This window comes from Mycobacterium sp. E2462, from assembly GCF_001672685.1.
Classification (GTDB): Bacteria; Actinomycetota; Actinomycetes; order Mycobacteriales; family Mycobacteriaceae; genus Mycobacterium.
This window is the reverse complement of sequence record NZ_LZKC01000280.1, coordinates 1-947: the sequence shown is the minus strand read 5'-3', so window position 1 is coordinate 947 and position 947 is coordinate 1. Positions and strand designations below refer to the sequence as shown.

The window sequence follows — 947 nt, the reverse complement described above, 5'->3', positions numbered from 1 at the left end:
AGTACGACGACCGTTGCGGCCCGATCATCGCGGACTGGTTGGGCGAGCGCGGGTTTGCCGCGGTGCAGCCGGAGGTGGTCGCCGACGGCGCCCCGGTCGGCGACGCCCTGCGCCAGGCGATCGACGGCGACGTCGACGTCGTCATCACCTCCGGCGGCACCGGCATCTCGCCGACCGACAGCACGCCCGATCAGACCGTGGCGGTGCTGGACTACATGATCCCCGGCCTCGCCGACGCCATCCGCCGGTCGGGTGAGCGGCAGGTGCCGACGTCGGTGTTGTCGCGGGGCGTGTGCGGGGTGGCCGGTCGCACGCTCGTCGTCAACCTGCCCGGGTCGCCCGGTGGCGTGCGCGACGGCCTGCTGGTCCTTGCCGACGTCCTCGAGCACGCCCTGGACCAGATCGCCGGCAAAGACCATCGGCAATGACGCTCGTCGTGCGCGCGGCAATGACGGATCACCCGATCTTCCTGGCCGAGCACGAGGAGCTCGTCGGCCACCAGTCGGCCGGTGCCGTCGTCGGATTCGTCGGCATGATCCGCGACCACGACGGCGGCCGTCGGGTGGTCCGGCTAGAGTACTCCGCGCATCCGTCGGCCTTCCAGGTCATCGGAGAGGTGGTGGCCGACGTCGCGCGGCGCTCTAGCGGCGTGCGCGCGATCGCGGCCAGCCATCGCGTCGGCGCCTGCCGCTCACCCGACCGGCGGATGGCGTCGGCGAGGCCGGGGATCATGTAGTCCAGCACCGCCACGGTCTGATCGGGCGTGCTGTCGGTCGGCGAGATGCCGGTGCCGCCGGAGGTGATGACGACGTCGACGTCGCCGTCGATCGCCTGGCGCAGGGCGTCGCCGACCGGGGCGCCGTCGGCGACCACCTCCGGCTGCACCGCGGCAAACCCGCGCTCGCCCAACCAGTCCGCGATGATCGGGCCGCAACGGTCGTCGTACT

At 72.4% G+C, this 947-nt stretch carries 1 protein-coding gene and 2 pseudogenes; 2 read left to right on the top strand and 1 reads right to left on the bottom strand.

All coding sequences use genetic code 11. From position 1 onward, the window contains the following. Positions 1-428 (top strand): molybdenum cofactor biosynthesis protein B (locus A5714_RS13905; RefSeq protein ID WP_068285933.1); only part of this gene is annotated, 428 nt, incomplete at its 5' end. Then, positions 425-718: pseudogene (locus tag A5714_RS25400) on the top strand (molybdenum cofactor biosynthesis protein MoaE); the annotation flags it as partial. The gene A5714_RS13905 and the pseudogene A5714_RS25400, both read left to right, overlap by 4 nt. Here A5714_RS25400 and A5714_RS13900 read toward each other — a convergent pair. After that, positions 664-947, bottom strand: a pseudogene (locus A5714_RS13900) (molybdenum cofactor biosynthesis protein B); the annotation flags it as partial. The pseudogenes A5714_RS25400 and A5714_RS13900 sit on opposite strands and share 55 nt — an antisense overlap.